This is a genomic window from Glutamicibacter sp. Je.9.36, from assembly GCF_051129975.1.
GTDB lineage: Bacteria > Actinomycetota > Actinomycetes > Actinomycetales > Micrococcaceae > Glutamicibacter.
In genome coordinates, this window is the sequence record NZ_JBCPSN010000001.1 from 536204 (window position 1) to 551528 (window position 15325).

Here is a 15325-nt window from a genome sequence, read left to right on the forward strand (position 1 = left end):
TTCCACTGCTAAGCCTCTGCTTTCGCATCGGTGCATAGCTCACGATGCTCGAAACGCCACTTTCCATCGCTCTTACTCAGCGAGTCGAGGTAGGTGCCAGTGGCGGCGAGCTGGCCATTGGACACGTTGAGAACTATCAGGTAGGCGCGTCCAGCAGCGGTTGTCCCGTCCACGGATATGCCAATGTTTGAAATATAGTGCCGCATGCTCTTTTGCGAATAGTCTTCGAATTGGGAAAACCAGACGGAAAGCTGGTCTCGGCCTCGCACAGCAGTGCCATCTATATCAAAGACTCCGTCCTCGGCGAAGGTGTCCAGCCACCCTTGCTGATCAAAGTCATCAATGGCGTGTGTGTACCTCGAGTAGAGCTGGTTAATTCCGATCTGGTCTTCGAGCGTTGACGGATTCAAGTCGGTTTCAGACATTTCGTGCCTCTCTATTGGGGAATATTCATGCTTACGATTAGTGGAATACTGTTGCCGATCAGGCGATTCCGTAGGTCTTGACGTTGGCAAATGGATCCATGCCGGTATTGCCGAGTTCTCGGCCGATTCCGGATGATTTGGTGCCCCCGAAAGGAATTTCTATCGGCGCTCCGATAAACCCGTTGATCCCTACAGCGCCGGTATCAAGCATGCTGGCAGTGCGTCCCGCTTCTTCCAGGTCTTCACCGAACACAGTGCCACCCAAGCCGTATTTGCTGACGTTTGCCAGACGCACGGCGGAATCGGCATCTGGAACCCGGTAGATCATCCCCAACGGCCCAAAGGCTTCTTCGCTGAAAACCCTCATGTCCTCGGTGATGCCGGTCAGCACCGCCGGCCGGAAGAAGGCTCCGGGGCCATTCATCCTCCCGCCAGGGACCAAGACCGTTGCGCCCCTTTCGATGGCGTCTTGATATTGCGCCTGCAAGCTGTCAGCGGCGCCTTTCGTGGACAACGGCCCGACCGTGACGCTCGGATCAAATGGGTCCCCGACAATCTGGTTTGAGAAGATCTGCGTGAATTTTTCGATGAACTCATCCGCTACCGCTTCGGTGACGATAATTCTCTTCGGGGACACGCAGACCTGACCGCCAATAGCCAGCCTCCACGCAGCGGCAGTGGCCACGGCTTTGTCGACATCCGCAGAATCGAGGACGATAAAGGCATCCGATCCGCCGAGTTCCAAAACAACCGGCTTGACGTTTCGCCCGGCCTGCGCCCCCACCTCGGCTCCCGCACGGTCGGACCCGGTCAGCGTCACCGCTCGGACGCGGATATCTGAAATGAGTTGAGAAACCTGCTCGCGCGAGATGAGAGAGGTCTGGTACACATCTGCAGGAAAGCCGGCTTCGCGGAAGAGCTTGTCGAAATACAGCGTCGAACCCGCTGAAATTTCCGACGGCTTGAGGAGCACCGTATTGCCCAGCATGAGATTTGGAACCGCGGCTCGCATCGCCTGGTACATCGGAACGTTCCACGGCTCAATTCCGAGCACGACGCCTATCGGTTCCCGCCGTGTGTAAGCGTTGCTGAACCCAGGAACTGCCACTTCCTGATCGGCAAGCATCTGCGGGGCGTGGTCTGCGTAGTATCGGAACATGGAGGCCACGATGGAAACTTCGCCTTGCGACTGGGCCAGCGTCTTCCCCATCTCCAAGGTTGCCAGTCGCGCCAAGTCGTCGCGGCTTCCTTCGATGAGATCTGCCATTCGGAGGAAAAGCTCGACTTTTCGGGATACTGCAACGTGCCTCCATTCTAGGAAGGCCGCATGCGCCCGCTCCAGCGTTTCTTGTATCTGCGAATCCGTGAGCTGCGGGAAGCTGTCGAGCACTTCATCGGTAGCAGGGTTGATCGTCTGGTAAAGACGCGTTGAAGTCTCTGAACTTGCCGTCGGAACGCTGTTCATGGGTGCTGCCTGTTCTTTCTCTCATTGCCCCGGCATCGACGCCGGGCATAGGGTTCTTTAGGGGCGTGGATGCCCGAGTCGAGTCGCGGCCTTCATAGAAGGTGCGCCACGGATGTTGCACCATTTTCTTCTGCACTCACACAACGACGCGGGAGTCCATGGCTTCCTTATGGAGCTTGCGTGCAGACAGGATCAGCTTCACGGCATCCGGGCCCCACATCATGCGCATGAAATACCGTTCCACGAGTGGTTGTTGAACGAGCCAAATGAACGGCATGAGCAGCTTTGTCACCGCGAATGCCAGTCGTTCTTTTCGCTTCGAAATTCCCATTGAGCGTCGAGTCTTTCCCGAAACCGAAGCCAGGACAGGCAATTCGAAGAGCTTGTTATGGATCAGCAGCTGCAATTTGACCCGGATTTGCGAGGGATGCTCATTCTTCCGGATGGATTCCTGAGCGATCCGCGGAAAGTTTTCCCCTGTGGCCGGGATGATGTCCATCGTGTCACTGTGGCCAAAGAGGGACTTGTCCCGTTCGTACAGGGCGTTGAGCTCAGTCATTGAGGTAGGAAGATTCTCGTTGGCTGCAGGGAACAGCTTGCAGTATTCGGCCACTTCTGCGATGAACTGGTCCCTCTTTTCCGGATCCAGTCGTCGCGGAGCTTGGAGCCCTTTGAAAGCCAGTGCTTCATATACCCAGAGCATTGAATGCATTTCGGTCAACGCGGCCCACATTGACTCGCGGGGCGAATTGGCTGAGTATCCACCTAGTTCGGGATGCCCAATGTCGATAACGTCGGAAGCGACCTTCGCGTGGATATTGCCAAGATGCTTCGCTACTCGCTGAGCTGTTTCCTTATTTCCTAGCCACATGGGTGCATGGATCCCGGAGTTACGCTGCGACCGGTCGAAGAGGTCGAAAGCGGTCAATTCGCCCGTGCGTGCTTTGCGGGAGATCGGATCCCAATCCCTGACGCCTGCAGCGATCGGCTTGTAGGTGAGCTGGAGGACGAATTGCGCCGCACTTTGGAAAACTATGGTGGCCGGATGCAGCAGAATCTCCCAAGCGACCGTGCCCGGGCCGAAGACTCCGTAGTCATTCTCGGCTTCCGGACTAGCTTGGGCACCAGCTGGCATCGGTTCGCCAAATCTTCGCCACCTCGACGCCGTGCCCAGCAACCGCTCTTTTGTAACAACCGGATCGATTCTTCCGCTCTTGCTGCTGACCGATGCCATTTAACCCACCATGCCTTTCTCCAAGCTTATTCCCGAACGGGAATTAGTGGTCTCGATCATATGTTCCGAATACTGGTAGTGTCAACAGGCGTACTCAGCTCAAAACAACATGGCGAAAGGAACAGATGGCGGCGCAACTTAGAGCGGACCGCGGCCGGGGCGAGCGAGCTGGATTGAACATCCAGCAGATCATCGCCAAGGCACGCACCATGGATATGAATGCACTAACAATGCAGAACGTAGCCAATGAGCTTCATGTTGACCGGAAGGCGCTTAATTACCACGTGAAAGACCGGCAAACGCTGCTGGAATTAGTAGCCCGCGATACCTTTGCCGACGGCTTCGGCTCCGAAGGAATAGAAAATGCGGCCACTTGGCAAGAAGCATGCAGAGCCTTCGCTCACAGCTTGACTGATGGCGTACTGGAAATGGGACGGCTCGTTGAGCATTTGTGGTTTGGGGATGCGAGCTCCGTCTTTGCGCTCAAACCCATCGAAGCCCTGTTCGCGCAATTCAACCGGGCAGGCTGTGCCGACGTCGATTCCATTCGCCTCGCCACGATGTTGAGCACACTGTGCCTGGGACATGCACGCGACATCGTCCAGTCTGGACAAGTCGCCACACGGCCTCGGCGCGACGCGCTGAAGTCTGACTTGGAAACGGTGGACAAATCCGACTTCACCCACCTCGTGCGCATCGCCGCAGTGGGTCTTAGCACGTACGACCGGCAACAGCTCGACTACTCTGTCGAGATATTCATTCAGGGCTCCGCCCAGATCATCGAGGCGAAAGCCTCCGGCAAATAGAAAGGCGCACAGGACAGGCGCTGGGCGCACAAAACTGATCCCGATGGCTGCTGTCTGCGCGCCCGTCCTAGAGGCCTAGGATTTCCTGATACACCCCGGATGAGCTGCCTGCCAGGCCGACTTCTTCGAGCAGCTCGCGGACTTTATCCTCGATGTTGAAATCCAGTTGAGCCGACTGCCGCGCAAAATTCAATAAGGTGCCCAGCGGCATCGAACCCAGAAGGCGGATGACCTCTTCATCATTGACCAGAACAGCAGCGTCACCCATGTGGGCCATTTCCGCTTGAAGCACTCGAGAGCCTGCTGGCACACTCAGCCATTCTTCGAGTGTCGAATCCGCGTGGAGCACCCTGGCAGGTGCAGGAACGTCCAAGCGAATCTGTTGGCTATGGGGCAAATCCCGGGAATTTGGCCCAACTTCGATCTGGAATTCGCCAGGCTCGACTATCCAGCCCACATCGCCCCAGAAGGCGAATGACCGCTCATCCAGTTCAATGACGATCGTTTTCCGCTCGCCCGGCTTCAACAGGACTTTGGCGAAGCCCTTGAGTTCCCGAGGGGAACGTTTCACCGTGGATTCCAGATCGCGAACGTACACCTGCACCACGTCGGAGCCTTCTCGCTCGCCAACATTCTCAATGGTGAGAGAAACGACCGCACGCGCGACCTTGGCGTCGGGAACGTGCACAGCGAACTGCGAATATTCGAACGAGGAATAGCTCAAGCCGAAGCCAAAAGGAAACTCGACCTCGCGCTGGGTGGCGTCATACCAGCGGTATCCGACGAACGTACCCTCGCCATAGCGCACCACGCCATGATCGCCCGGCCAATTGACATGGGCCGGGGTATGCGTCAGTTCGAGCGGGATCGTCTCGGCAAGTCGACCGCCTGGCTCGGCATGACCGAACAAGATATCAGAGGTGGCAGATCCCGAAGCCTGCCCGCCGAGCCAGGTTTCCACAATGGCCGGTACTCGTCCGTGGATCCCTCGCAGCGACACCACTCCGCCGTTGCTCAAGACGACAGCAACGTTCGGGTTCCGGGCAACGACCGCCTCAAGGAGGTCAATTTGCACCTGGGGCAAATGCAAATGTTGCCGGTCGAACCCCTCAGACTCTTCCTGCGCTGGAAGACCGAGAAACAGCACCACAACGCTGGAGTTCTGCGCAAGCTCCACGGCTTCATGGTGCAGCTCGGGGGCATCGCTTCCATCCAAGGTGAATCCTGGTGCAAAGACCATCTCACGCGATGAGGCCTCCCCCATGGCCGTCAGGGCATTGTCCAACCGGATTGGATTGATGTGGGAGCTGCCTGCTCCTTGATACCGCGGCGTTCTTGCAAATTCACCGATGACAGCGACGGTACCGCCGCTCTCAGGGTCAAGTGGGAGCAGGTGACCTTCATTGGCCAGCAAGACGGTGCTCGCGGCCGCGATTCTCCGCGCGAGTTCATGGTGCTCTTGATAATCGACGGCTCCGGGCTCAGGCCGCCCATCGAGCAGATCCTCATGCACAGCGATGATTCTGGATACAGCTTGGTCCAGGGAGCCTTCACTGAGTTTTCCCGAGTTAATGGCATCGACGATACGTTTCGGGCTGCGCTGACCCGAAGACGGCATTTCAAGTTCAAGGCCCGCTGCAATGGAAGCCACCGGATCCACGACCGCGCCCCAATCCGAGACAACATAGCCCTGGTATCCCCACTCGCTGCGGAGAATTTCCTCGAGAACCCTTGAGTTCTCTGAAAGGTGGACACCATTGAGCTTGTTATACGCAGCCATGATCGTAGCCGGGTTGGCTTCATGGACTATCCGCTCGAACGCCGGAAGATAGATCTCGCGCAGAGTCCGTTCATCGACTTCCGCGCTGACGCGCATGCGATCAGTTTCCTGGTTATTAGCGGCAAAGTGCTTCACCGAGGCTCCGACGCCTTCGGACTGAAGGCCTTGGATCCAGGCCGCGCCCAGGGAGCCGGAAAGCAACGGGTCTTCAGAAAAGTACTCGAAGTTGCGCCCGCACAAAGGAGAGCGCTTGATATTTACCCCTGGCCCGAGCAAGATATCGGCGCCCAATGCCCGGGCCTCCGCGCCGAGCGCCCTGCCCATTTCCTCCAGCAAGTCGACATCCCAGGTGGATCCTGTGGCCGCTGCCGTGGGAAAGCTCGTGGCCGGTTCGCTTTCATTCAGCCCAAGGTGATCGGCAGATTCCTTTTGCATTCGGACACCATGCGGCCCATCAGCCATGGTGATCGCAGGTATTCCCAACCGTTCGACAGCTCGCGTCTGCCAGAAGTTCCCGCCAGAGACGAGGCTTGCTTTTTCTTCCAGGGTCATTTTCGAAACTAGAGGATGCATACTGGATCTTTCTTGCTGAAAAGGCTCAGCAGGTTCATTACTTGGTTAACTTGGTGCGGCTCAAGGGCACGTCGTTGCTTGGCTTCGTGGTGGAGCATCCATCGAGCGGACCTTCGACCCAAGGGCAGCACAGCAGGTGAATCAATCAGCGCTGGCTCCGTCTTCGGCGGATCCTTCTAGACAGATGCCCGCAACCGGTCGCCGCTTAGATTTCGAAGCTATGCAGGCCAGGGCCGATCTCGTGGATCCTCGCATCCGGCAAGTGGACTTCAGCGGTGGCTCCCTGAGGTACTCGGAAGTCGAATTTCATTCTGTCTGCTTCCCGTTTCCACCCTGATTCAACTAGACCGTAGGTGGTGAGAAACCGCGCCTTTGCGTAGTCCAGTCCCGGGCCTGGTACCGGCTTGAAAAGGATTTTCCCGTATCCTGGCTCGGCTGCCTGCAATCCTGCAACATCGCTATACAGCCAGTCGACTACGGCGCCCAGCGCATAATGGTTGAAGCTCGTCATGTCCCCCGGGTTGATGGTCCCGTCTTCCAGCATGGAGTCCCAGCGTTCCCAGATGGTGGTAGCACCCATGCGCACCGGGTATAGCCACGAAGGGCTTTCCGTTTCCAAGAGCAACCGGTAGGCCTCGTCGATGTGGCCAGTCTGCGTCAAGGCGCGATTGATATACGGTGTGCCCGCGAAACCTGTGGAAATCCGGTACTTCGCTTCGCGCACCAGTTCTGCCAATCGTCGGCCCGCGGCTGCGTCCGCCTGTGTGTTAAGCAGGCCGAAGCAGATCGCCAAGGTATAAACGGTGGTGCAATCCGAGGTGATCGTTCCGTCATCCTGAACATAAGCCCGATTAAATGCGTGCCGAGTCCGACGCGCCAGGTCGCGCCAGCGTTCGGCATCTTTTTCCAGGTTGAGGAGTTCAGCGGTTTGAGCCGCAAACGCAGCTGATCGATACAGACACGCTGTGGCTACCACGCCTTGATCCGCTTTGGCTTTCCAAGGCTCCTCGGGCGCTGCATCGGGATCCAGCCAGTCACCGAATTGAAACCCTTCTCGCCACGTGCCATCGTCGGAGATCCGCGGAAAAACCGATTCCAAGTGCAAAACCATGCCCGGGTAATGTTCCGCCAACCGGTCTTTATCGCCATAGGTGTTCCAAAGTGCTTCTGGAACCCATACCGCTGCATCTCCCCATATGGCTTTCGGCCCGGCAACGAGCGCTTCCAGTTCCGCATGCTCTGGCGGGTAGTTGGAGTATTTCAGCACGTCAGGAACTACATGGGGTACACCATGAACACTGTTTGCAGTCTCCGCGGCCAAGTCCATAAGCCACTTATGCAAAATGCCACTGGTTTCGAACTGGAAAGTTGCAGCAGGCGCATAGGCTGCAAGATCACCCGTCCATCCAAGTCGTTCATCGCGCTGCGGGCAATCCGTGGGGACATCCAGGAAATTTCCCCTCTGGCTCCAGATCGAATTGCTGACAAGCTGGTTGACAAGTGGGCTGGAACATTCGAACCAGCCAGTACGCTGCATCTGCGAATGGACTACGACGGCTTCCAGATCATTGACGCCCAGCTCGCCGGGCCAGCCTTCCACCTCTGCGAAGCGAAAACCGTGGAATGTGAATGTCGGCTCAAACGAGTCGGTTCCACCTGAGAGGATGAAATTGTCAGTAGCCTGAGCACCGCGCAGTGGACGTGTACCGAGCTCGTCGTGCTCCAGTACCTCTGCGTGGCGCACAGTGATCTCGGTGCCCGCAGGACCTTGGACTTGGAAACGCAGCCATCCCACCAGATTCTGTCCGAAATCGACGAGCGTTTTACCCTGGGGCGAACGCCAGATTCTCTTTGGCCGCAGGCTCTCCTGCCGCTGCACGGCAGGTCCTGTCTGCTCGACTAGAACCGCATGATCGAAGTCGATTTCCTTCAGTTCCAACGGTTCCTTGCCAGCACGCTTGCGGGCATCGATTCGCTGGCCGTTATAGAGGCTATTGGCGACAGTATCGCTCTGCCATGCTTGCCAAGACGAATCAGTCACGATGATCTCTTTGGCACCGTCAGTGTATTCGAGCTCCAATTCGGCGATGAATCCAATCTCCTCACCGTAGTTCGCCAAAGCATTCTCGAATCCCAGATCTCCCCGGTACCATCCGTTGCCTAGGAGAACCTCAAGCTCAGACGCTTCAGTGATAAGCGCGGTGACGTCCGTTTGCTGTACTTGCAATCGCCATTCGTATGAGGTCCACCCGGGTGACAGCAATGCATCGGAAACAGGAATCCCGTTGATGCGGATCTCGTAGATGCCGTGGGCGGTAGCGCGCAGAACAGCTCGCCTCAGTTGTCTATTGTGCAGTGCGATATCTTTGGTGAGCCTCGCCGCAGCTTCACGGGTTGTGACGGCGGCAATCATTTTCGCGGATTCAAGCATGAGATGTTCCTATCGATTATTTCAATATTTGGCGGGTTCAGATTGACACCCTTCGCCGGCTTCGCGCCTGGTTGCGGGGCGTGCACGAAAACCCCACCAGCCCATCACCAGACCAGCAGCCGTGACTGTTCCCAGGAGGATGTACAGGCCGCTTGGACCTAGCGACCCCAGAAGGCCCGGAGTTACGAAAGCCAAAGTTCCCGCCGCAAAACGAGCGATCGCCAGAATTGTTCCCTGTGCCGATGCCCGGAGCAGTGTGGGGAAGGATTCTTGGGTCCAGACCTTCATGATCGCTTCAAAGGCGAAGGCCATGCCGAATAGGCTGAAGAGCCCTGAAACGATAAAGACCGGCACTGTGAACCCAAAGATCACCGGAATGAAGTTCGAAGCGACAAGCAGAACCGCACCGGACACGAAGTAGGCCATCCTTCGCGGTGTCCCGACAATCTTCATGAACCACAGGCCAGCGACTATCGCCAGCGGGAAGAAGGCCAAACCGATCAGTGAACTTTGCTGAACCGACAAGCCGACAACTTCGACCGCGATCTTCGTTCCAAACTGGCCACCGGTGTTTGCGGCAAGATTGACGAGAGCGTAGAAACCGATGAGGGCGATGAACGGGCGCGCAAAGGGCGGGCTCAACAATAGTTTCAACGAACCTGCTTGGGCTTCTAGTGGCGTTCCACCGCTCTGGTTCTTATGCTGTCGCGCTGCAAGCCATTCTTCCGACTCGGGAATGGTGAAACGAAGTAGCAAGACTACGAATGCCACGATTCCGACATGGGCATAAAGCGCTTGTCCGCCAAGGTGGCCCATACCGCCGACAATGCTAGACAGTATCGTCGTGGCCAATACGCCAATGCTCCAAAGCATGTGGCTGAATCCGATTATTGCACCGCGATTCTTGTCGGTTGATGACTCCGCAATCGTCGCTAGTGACACCGGCAGGTCGGCACCTGCACCTAAGCCCACCATGACGACACCTAGCAAGAGGACTGTGAAGTCAGGAGCCAGAACATTGAGTAGGCTGCCGAGAACGATCATGGCCATGGTGACAATGAAGATCACGCGTCTGCCGAATCGGTCTCCGAGCCGGCCGCCAGCGAGAGCTCCAACGGCAATGCCGAATGTCAGTGCAGCGGACAGGATGCCGAATTGAAGGTCGCTAAGACCCATCACGCCCTGGTAAAGAACCAACGCAATTCCGTTGGAAACGATGGCTGCTGCATCAATGTAGGACGCCATCCCGGCAACCACCCCTACGTACCACGCACGCCTTTTGGTCTTGTTTTCACTTGCAGCGAGTGCCATGCCTCCCCCTCGAGGTCTCTTCAGATCCCGCATGAGTCGTCCCCACGCGGTCACCCCAACAGTCCAGCCCGAAAGCCGGGCATTGGAAAACGAACTATTGAAAGGTTTCAATATTGGTATTGAACCCTACATTCAGATCCTAATGCAAGGAAAATTGTGATCTGGATTGCAAAACTAGCTTAAATTTCAGGCTTGCGCCCAGTTTGTTATGATCGAGAGATGACAGCCAGGGGACCTTATGCCAAGAGCCGAGAGCGCAAGAACGCCATTGCCGACACAGCCCTCAAGATGGTGGTCGAATTTGGCCACGAAAACCTCAGCATCGCGCAGATAGCCAGTGCCGCTGGCATCTCTGAATCTTCGTTGCAGTATCATTTCCCCACCCGTGACGAGATATTTGTCGCCGCACTAGCTGCAGCAGATGAGAGAGAACGCAGCGAATATTCCAAAGTCGGACTTCTCGCGGATATCGACTTCCTTCGCATGGTTGCTCGCCGAGGTGTCAGTGAGCCGAATCGAATCCGGCTCTTCACTGAAATGCTTGCAAGTGCCTCCGATGCCAATCACCCAGCACACGAGTACATCCGTGAACACCACCGGTACGCATTGGAGAACAACGCCAATTTGCTGCGCGAACGCCAGCGAACGGGAGCCGCGCATCCAGATCTTAATCCCGATGAATTCGCAAGACAGCTCGTGGCGGTATGGGATGGATTGCAAGCACAATGGCTGGTAAGTCGCGACTTTGACTTGGAAGAATCTATCGTAGAGGCATGCCGGCGGCTCTCAGGCGAAGACGTGATGAATCTGAGGCGCTCCCTCTCGCAATTGGTGGAGAAGCTGTAGCGGCGCGCGATTTCCGGGGAAAGGTCCCCGACGCGCCGTTCCTGAGGGCGGTCCGGACTTTGGGCCCAGATGGACAAAGCAGTGCCAAACGCCAGCTGGTTCTGCTGCTGTGATGCTGCCGGCGCTAAGGGCCAGCTGCCTGCATCGGAATTACTGAGAACACCAGCAGTTCGAGCCAATCACCCATAGCGGGATTTCCAAGTTTCTTTGCGCCACGCTTGGCGACGCGACGGTATTTGGCAGGCACCAGCGGAATCGTCTCCGCCTCCTGAACGAACTTGCCAGCTTCGCCCAGGATCCAGCGCAGGAGTGGGATCTGGGCGGGCACCGCGTGTCATTCTTTCGCCTCAGAGACGAATCGACAGGCCGACGTCTACGATCAGGACATAGGGATCTTTCCAGCGAACGGCCGGAATTACTCCGCGAATCCGCATCAGCCGGACTTGCTGATCCTGAACTCCGCAGCCCCAACCCGAAGGATGCTCACATGAAGAATCCGATTCCCGATTACCTCCACGAAGTGCTCGATGCGCTGCGCGACGACACCTCCGGACAGCGCGCCGGCTACATTCCCGAGCTGGCCGACGCCAATCCGGATTTCTTCGCCCTGGCCGTGACCACCGCCATGGGCAGCACCTACACCGCCGGGGATGCCGGGATCGAGTTCACCATCCAGTCCATCTCCAAGCCCTTCGCCTACGCGGCGGCCATCATGGACCGCGGGCTGGAGCATGTGCTGGAACATATCGGAGTGGAGCCTTCGGGCGAGGCCTTCAACGAGCTGTCGCTGGAAGATGGCACCAATCGGCCGAAGAACCCGATGATCAATGCCGGGGCCATCGCCGCCCACGGCCTGATGGTCGGCGCCGACGCCACCGGCGAGCAGCGCGTTGACCGGGCACTGGATTTGTTCTCCGCACTGGCCGGGCGCCGGCTGCGCATCGACGAAGCGGTTTTCAACTCGGAGCTGGGCACCGCGGACCACAACCTGTCCATGGCCCACATGCTGCGCAAGCACGGGATCATCGACGATGACCCGCATGAGGTGGTCACCGGCTACACCCGCCAGTGCTCCATCCTGGTCACCGTGGCGGATCTGTCGGCGATGGCCGCCACCTTGGCCAACGGCGGGGTGCAGCCGTGCACGCACGAGCGGATCATGGACGAGGCCACGGCCCGCCAGGTGATGTCGGTGATGGCGGTGGCCGGAATGTACGACGGGGCCGGAGACTGGCTGACCCGCGTCGGGATCCCCGCCAAGAGCGGGGTGGCCGGCGGTCTGGTGGGCGTGCTGCCGGACCAGGTGGGCATCGGCGCGTTCTCGCCGCGGCTGGATTCGCACGGCAACAGCCAGCGGGCGCGGCGGGCCTTCGAGCGGCTGTCCACGGACATGGGCATGCACTTGCTGGCCCCGAGCCATGGCCGGCTCGATGTCATCGATGTGCAGCGCGGCGGCACGCGCGAGACCTTCTCGCTGCAGGGCAACGTGCAGTTCACCGCTGCTGCCGAACTGCTGGATATCATGTCCGAGTCGCGTTTCGACGGAGACGTGCACGTGGATATTTCCCGGGTGTTCTCCTTCACCGATGTGGCCCGGAGAATGACCTTGGAAGGGCTGCGCCGGCTGCGCAACGAAGGGCGTCGGGTGTTCTTGCATGATCCGCTGCAGTCGCTGGCAAATCCGGATTTGGGCGATGGCACCTATCCGGAGACGCCCTGAGCGCCGGAATCTAGCGGAAGATGTCCAGGTACGCCAGCGCGGAACCCACCCGGTACTCCGCGGCGGGGTTGTTGGCCACCAGGTAGCGGTCCCGGATGGCCAGTTCCACGTTGTCGGTGACGATGCCGTCCACGCCGAGGCCCAGCAGCTCGCGGATGGTGGACTCGTCATTAACGGTCCAGGCATACACCTCCCGGTCCAGTGCGTGGGCCTGGTCCAGGAATTCGCGGGTGAAGGAGGCCTGCTCCAGAGTGTAGAAATCGGCGTTTGCCTTCGGCAGCCCGCCCACGCTCATGGCCACTGTCAGCCCGACCCGCAGCTCGGGGCGTTTCGCCTTGATTTCCTTGACTGCCCGGGGGCTGAGCGAATGGTAGATGTTCTGCGTGGTGGTCCCGGTCGCGTCCAGCTGCGCCAGGAAGCGCTCCAGGTAGCCCTTGGATTCGTGGCCGGTGACCTTCAGTTCCACGAGCACCGGGATGCCCAGCTCATCGGCGTGCTCCAGGTACTCCTGCATGGTGGGGATGCGGTCGGCGAAGCCGCCTTCGCGCACGGTGATCTTCCGGACTTCGGCCAGGGTCATCTCGTGGATGTTCCGGTTCACCCCGGCGACCACCAGCAGGTTGGTATCGTGGCTGGCTACGAAATGCCCGTCCGCGGTTTCCTGGAAATCGGCCTCGACGATGTCGGCCTGATGCGTTGCCGCGGCTTCCAGGGCTCCCAAGGTGTTTTCCACCCCGCCTGCCGAGTAGCCGCGGTGGGCCAGGATCTGCGCGTCCCCGGCTCCCGTTGCGGTCTGCCCCAAGGCAGGGGATGCGGCAAAGCTCGCTGAAAGCACCAAGGCCGCGGCCGCGGTCCCGGCGGTGGCCTTCAGTGCGCGCGACTGCGCGCTGCGATGCCGTTGCGAGCGTTCCTGCAGGGTGATAGGCAGTGCCAGGTGCTCGCGGCTCAGGGCCACCACAACCTGGATCGCCACCACGGTCGCGGCTCCGATCAGCAGGAAACCGAGCGTGTGGCCCACGCCGATGCACAAGGTCGCCACCAGCGCGGAGTTCTGCACGCCGAGCAGATTGGCGGCCAGATCCGAGGTCCATACCAGCGCCTCGACCAGCAGCGAGACGCACAGGGCGCAGACTCCCAGCGGGATCCCGATCAGCAGCAGGTAGCGCAGGCTGTTGCGGTGCGTGGCCTTCAGGCTGGTGCCCAAGGCGGCCAGCGGCCGCTTCGGCCCGACAGCCAGCAGCGGCAAGGTGAGCACCAGGCGGAGGTTGGCGTAGATGATCGCCCCGATCATCAGCAGGTAGATCCCCGTGCTCAGCGGCGCTTTGAGGTACTCGCGGGTCACGAAGGGCGGGATGCCCACACCCTGGATCAGCACGGAAGACAGGCCCAAGCCGCCCAGCGGCAGGGCGAGGAAAAAGTACACCATCATCAGCGGCGAGGGGTAGGACAGCATCCGGCCAAGGCAGGCGGCGGTCTCGCGGCACTCGGCCCGCAGGTTGGGAGGCTTCCCGGATTGCTGGCGGTTGACCATCACGATCAGTGCCACGAACTGCACGCTCACCGCGCCCAGTGCCAGCACCGCGATGGCCAGCAGGAGCAGCACCGAGACCGGATGGGCCAGCAGCGCGGTGTAGGTCCGGTCGGTGACGTTGTTCAGCTTGCTGTTCTCCAGCGCCAGGCCGAAGAGGTATTTGATCGCAGGGATGACCAGCAGGCCATTAGCTGCCTGCAGGGTGGTGATCACCGCCAGGTAGCGGAAAACGCGCACGTGGCCAAGCTTCAGCACGCGCAGCAGGAAACCGAGGATCTGCCCCAGGGCAGGCAGGCCGCGGCCTGAGGGCAGCGCAGCGGCAGGAAAGTTCTGCCTGTCCTTGCGCGATGGAATCCTTGGGGCCACTGCTTTGCTATGCCTTCCCGCCCGCCGGGTACACCTCGGCGGCTCCTTGCAATTCTATCGCCGCCACGTGCCGTTCGCTGTGCGCCTGCTGGATGGCAGCTGGATACCTCGCCTGCTCGGGGCGGCGATGGCAGGGCTATTTTTCCCCGAAGGCAGGGGTCGTTACCGCGCATTCCACGCGTTCGCCGGGCTTGCCGGTTTGCGCCGCGATCTCCTTCACCCCGTCGAGCAGGATCCGGCAGGTGGCGGTGCTGCCTGCGGCCGGCGTAGCCGCGATGGCTGCATCCTTTTCGGCGGTGATGACGCTCTGGGCAGTCCAGGTTGATTCGCTGTTCTTGCCAGCACCGCTGGTGGTGGCCACCGCTTCCTCGGTCACTTCGGCCGAGTCTTCGCCGCGGCTGGGCGAGTCCAGGTAGGACACATCGCTCAGCTCATCGGCGGCTTCCCCGCTCACGGTGACCTCGTAGGTCACCGCCCAGGCATCCGCGATCGATTTGTCATAGCTTTCAATGGCGCCGCAGCCAGTCAGGCCTATGCCGAGGGCAAGGGCGGCGGACCAGGCCGCCAGCCAGGTCGAAGTGCGGTTGGATGCTGAACGCGAAGTGCCGTGCACGGGATTCCTTTTCTCAGGTGGACGCAGCTGCTGCTTTCTCTACGTGTCAACACTAGATCCGTGCGCCGGCGATGTCCTCCCGACCGGGAATGATATCCGTTGCCCCGCCTCCCCCTCAGGGTGGAGGCAAGGATCGCCAGCGCTCCCCTGCCTGCCGCGTCTTGGATGCCCCGCTGCCCTGCGCGACGCGGTAAGCTCACTGACTGGACCCTCGCCGCTGAAAG

The 15325-nt window shown here is 59.4% G+C and carries 12 protein-coding genes; 3 read left to right on the plus strand and 9 right to left on the minus strand.

The genetic code is table 11. The features are described 5' to 3' along the window. Window positions 1-8: 8 nt before the first annotated feature. From AAZQ98_RS02515 to AAZQ98_RS02525, 3 genes are all read right to left on the minus strand, one after another. Window positions 9-425, minus strand: a complete 417-nt coding sequence (locus AAZQ98_RS02515) for a nuclear transport factor 2 family protein (protein ID WP_434689572.1) — start codon at window positions 423-425, stop codon at window positions 9-11. 58 nt (window positions 426-483) lie between these two features. Next, a complete protein-coding gene (locus AAZQ98_RS02520; RefSeq protein ID WP_434689574.1) occupies window positions 484-1890 on the minus strand; it encodes an NAD-dependent succinate-semialdehyde dehydrogenase in 1407 nt (468 codons plus the stop codon). 136 nt (window positions 1891-2026) lie between these two features. Beyond that, window positions 2027-3025 carry an oxygenase MpaB family protein gene (locus AAZQ98_RS02525; RefSeq protein ID WP_434689575.1) on the minus strand — a complete coding sequence of 333 codons (999 nt, stop codon included), beginning with the start codon at window positions 3023-3025 and terminating at the stop codon, window positions 2027-2029. 224 nt (window positions 3026-3249) lie between these two features. Here AAZQ98_RS02525 and AAZQ98_RS02530 point away from each other — a divergent pair, with 224 nt between their 5' ends. Continuing rightward, on the plus strand, window positions 3250-3930 hold the full coding sequence (locus AAZQ98_RS02530; protein WP_434689577.1) for a hypothetical protein: 681 nt from the start codon (window positions 3250-3252) through the stop codon (window positions 3928-3930). A gap of 67 nt (window positions 3931-3997) precedes the next feature. Here AAZQ98_RS02530 and AAZQ98_RS02535 read toward each other — a convergent pair whose 3' ends face one another. The 3 genes from AAZQ98_RS02535 to AAZQ98_RS02545 form a co-directional block, all read right to left on the minus strand. Then, window positions 3998-6262, minus strand: coding sequence for a beta-glucosidase (locus tag AAZQ98_RS02535; protein ID WP_434689578.1), 2265 nt, complete (start codon window positions 6260-6262; stop codon window positions 3998-4000). A 226-nt stretch (window positions 6263-6488) separates the two neighbouring features. Further along, a complete protein-coding gene (locus AAZQ98_RS02540; RefSeq protein WP_434689580.1) occupies window positions 6489-8714 on the minus strand; it encodes a family 78 glycoside hydrolase catalytic domain in 2226 nt (741 codons plus the stop codon). A 21-nt stretch (window positions 8715-8735) separates the two neighbouring features. Next, a complete protein-coding gene (locus AAZQ98_RS02545; RefSeq protein WP_434689582.1) occupies window positions 8736-10025 on the minus strand; it encodes an MFS transporter in 1290 nt (429 codons plus the stop codon). A 219-nt stretch (window positions 10026-10244) separates the two neighbouring features. Between AAZQ98_RS02545 and AAZQ98_RS02550 the strand changes: the two genes are divergently transcribed. After that, a complete protein-coding gene (locus AAZQ98_RS02550) occupies window positions 10245-10871 on the plus strand; it encodes a TetR/AcrR family transcriptional regulator (protein ID WP_434689583.1) in 627 nt (208 codons plus the stop codon). A 124-nt stretch (window positions 10872-10995) separates the two neighbouring features. Here AAZQ98_RS02550 and AAZQ98_RS02555 read toward each other — a convergent pair whose 3' ends face one another. Beyond that, window positions 10996-11199, minus strand: coding sequence for a hypothetical protein (locus AAZQ98_RS02555; RefSeq protein ID WP_434689585.1), 204 nt, complete (start codon window positions 11197-11199; stop codon window positions 10996-10998). Between the two features lie 159 nt (window positions 11200-11358). Between AAZQ98_RS02555 and AAZQ98_RS02560 the strand changes: the two genes are divergently transcribed. Further along, on the plus strand, window positions 11359-12591 hold the full coding sequence (locus AAZQ98_RS02560; protein ID WP_133833961.1) for a glutaminase: 1233 nt from the start codon (window positions 11359-11361) through the stop codon (window positions 12589-12591). 10 nt (window positions 12592-12601) lie between these two features. On the opposite strand, the gene AAZQ98_RS02565 is transcribed toward AAZQ98_RS02560, so the two are convergent. Next, complete coding sequence (locus AAZQ98_RS02565) at window positions 12602-14488, minus strand: glycerophosphoryl diester phosphodiesterase membrane domain-containing protein (RefSeq protein WP_434689586.1); 1887 nt, start codon at window positions 14486-14488, stop codon at window positions 12602-12604. 136 nt (window positions 14489-14624) lie between these two features. Further along, the gene (locus tag AAZQ98_RS02570) at window positions 14625-15101 is read right to left on the minus strand and encodes a hypothetical protein (protein ID WP_434689588.1); all 477 of its coding nucleotides are present in this window, start codon (window positions 15099-15101) and stop codon (window positions 14625-14627) included. Window positions 15102-15325 lie beyond the last annotated feature (224 nt).

Excerpts from the sequence above, each read along its gene's own strand:
- AAZQ98_RS02515 (WP_434689572.1), bottom strand. The coding sequence starts at position 425 with ATGTCTGAAACCGACTTGAATCCGTCAACGCTCGAAGACCAGATCGGA.
- AAZQ98_RS02540 (WP_434689580.1), bottom strand. The coding sequence starts at position 8,714 with ATGCTTGAATCCGCGAAAATGATTGCCGCCGTCACAACCCGTGAAGCT.
- AAZQ98_RS02525 (WP_434689575.1), bottom strand. The coding sequence starts at position 3,025 with ATGCCAGCTGGTGCCCAAGCTAGTCCGGAAGCCGAGAATGACTACGGA.
- AAZQ98_RS02560 (WP_133833961.1), top strand. The coding sequence starts at position 11,359 with ATGAAGAATCCGATTCCCGATTACCTCCACGAAGTGCTCGATGCGCTG.
- AAZQ98_RS02550 (WP_434689583.1), top strand. The coding sequence starts at position 10,245 with ATGACAGCCAGGGGACCTTATGCCAAGAGCCGAGAGCGCAAGAACGCC.
- AAZQ98_RS02520 (WP_434689574.1), bottom strand. The coding sequence starts at position 1,890 with ATGAACAGCGTTCCGACGGCAAGTTCAGAGACTTCAACGCGTCTTTAC.
- AAZQ98_RS02535 (WP_434689578.1), bottom strand. The coding sequence starts at position 6,262 with ATGACCCTGGAAGAAAAAGCAAGCCTCGTCTCTGGCGGGAACTTCTGG.
- AAZQ98_RS02545 (WP_434689582.1), bottom strand. The coding sequence starts at position 10,025 with ATGGCACTCGCTGCAAGTGAAAACAAGACCAAAAGGCGTGCGTGGTAC.
- AAZQ98_RS02530 (WP_434689577.1), top strand. The coding sequence starts at position 3,250 with ATGGCGGCGCAACTTAGAGCGGACCGCGGCCGGGGCGAGCGAGCTGGA.